This is a genomic window from Turicibacter sp. T129, assembly GCF_025594975.1.
GTDB classification, from domain to species: domain Bacteria; phylum Bacillota_I; class Bacilli_A; order MOL361; family Turicibacteraceae; genus Turicibacter; species Turicibacter bilis.
In genome coordinates this window covers 1-1,438 of the sequence record NZ_JAMQUU010000024.1, presented here as the reverse complement: position 1 = coordinate 1,438, position 1,438 = coordinate 1, and the positions used below count along the sequence as shown (strand labels likewise).

The 1,438-nt window shown below is 36.1% G+C and carries 2 protein-coding genes; both read right to left on the bottom strand.

Going from position 1 to position 1,438, the window contains the following annotated elements:
- Positions 1-46: 46 nt before the first annotated feature.
- Positions 47-484, bottom strand: coding sequence for a transposase (locus NEH75_RS05160; RefSeq protein ID WP_262948606.1), 438 nt, complete (start codon positions 482-484; stop codon positions 47-49).
- Complete coding sequence (locus tag NEH75_RS05155; RefSeq protein WP_262948604.1) at positions 447-1,250, bottom strand: ISL3 family transposase; 804 nt, start codon at positions 1,248-1,250, stop codon at positions 447-449. The genes NEH75_RS05160 and NEH75_RS05155 overlap by 38 nt, the downstream gene beginning before the upstream one ends.
- Positions 1,251-1,438 lie beyond the last annotated feature (188 nt).

Below are 1,438 nucleotides of genomic sequence, written 5' to 3'. Positions count from 1 at the left end.
GTGGGTGAAGAAATTTTATACCTGTAATCGTGAGGGATTAAGCTGCTCATTGAGCAGTTTGATTCCTTTTATTTTTTTGTTCAAAGGTGTACTTATGGATAATCAAAATTCTAGCTTTGAAATGATAGAAACTACGGTATCCAAAGGCCATGCGTTTAATCACTTTAATCTTGTTATTAATCCCTTCAAGCACTCCATTGGTATAAGATGTTTCAATCGTATTTTTGATATAATCTTGGTAGTTAGTTAATGTTTTTAAAGCTGTTTTCATTTCAGGTGAAAGTAAGTCAGAGGGGTTTTGAATGGCATGATGAAAAGCATCAAAGTTGCGAAGTTTGATGGCCTGTTTGATGGTTTGATAGAAGTCATAAGTGGCTTTTAATTCCGGATCTAAAGCGAGTAAAAAGTCGATGATTTCTTGTTGAGAAATCTGCTTTTTGAAACAGTTAGAATAGAANNCGAATACGAGTTTTATTGAGGGCACGAGATAAAAGTTGAACGACGTGGAACTTATCTAAAACAATTTTAGCGTTGGGAAACACCTCTTTAATGAGTGTCATATACGGAGCATACATATCAATAACAACGTGAGTTACACCTTCACGGGCCTCCTTAGAAAATCGCATGAAATAAGGTTTTAAAGTGCTTAGACGACGGTCTTCAACGATATCAATTAACTTCCCATTAGAAGCATCACAAAAAATGAATGACATAGCCCCTTCCGCTGATTTGACCGACTTAAACTCATCAAAACAAAGCACCTTTGGAAGAGAGTTAAAATGAAGGGGTTGTTCCTCGTACGATGTATGAATGATCCGATTGACCGTTGAATGGGATACGTTGAGTTCACGGGCAATATCTGACTCGGATTTTTTATGGCTAGCCTCTAGGAAAATGGCTTGTTTAAGGGGATTAGAAAGGTAACAATTAGATTCTACGAGAGAGGTTTTAAGCGTAAAGGTACGATCACAATGACGGCATTTATAGCGTTGCTTTTTTAAATCGAGATAGGTATCAAAGCCAGAGAGTTTCATCATCTTAATACGAGAGGTTTTGAAGCCGTGTTTAATGATTTGTGAGTCAAAGAGATGACCACAGTTGTAACAATGGGTCGGTTGAAAAGAGAGGATACCAGAAATGACCTTAGAGCGGATCCCGTTAATCTGAACATCTTCCATCCAATTTTCTGAAAAAGTAATATTTTTATCTTTTAAATCGAGTAAAGTTAAGATACAATTATTGTGAGACATAAACCCAATCCTTTCGTGTTTTTTTTGGTCAATTACATGGTATAGAATTTGGGACGTGATGTCTCTTTTTTTATACTTATTTTTTATTCCAAATAAAAGAAGTGTGGGAATCACCCACACCAAATATTATAGAACCGAAATTTTATACCTGTAATCGTGAGGGATTAAGCTGCTCGTTGAGCAGTTTT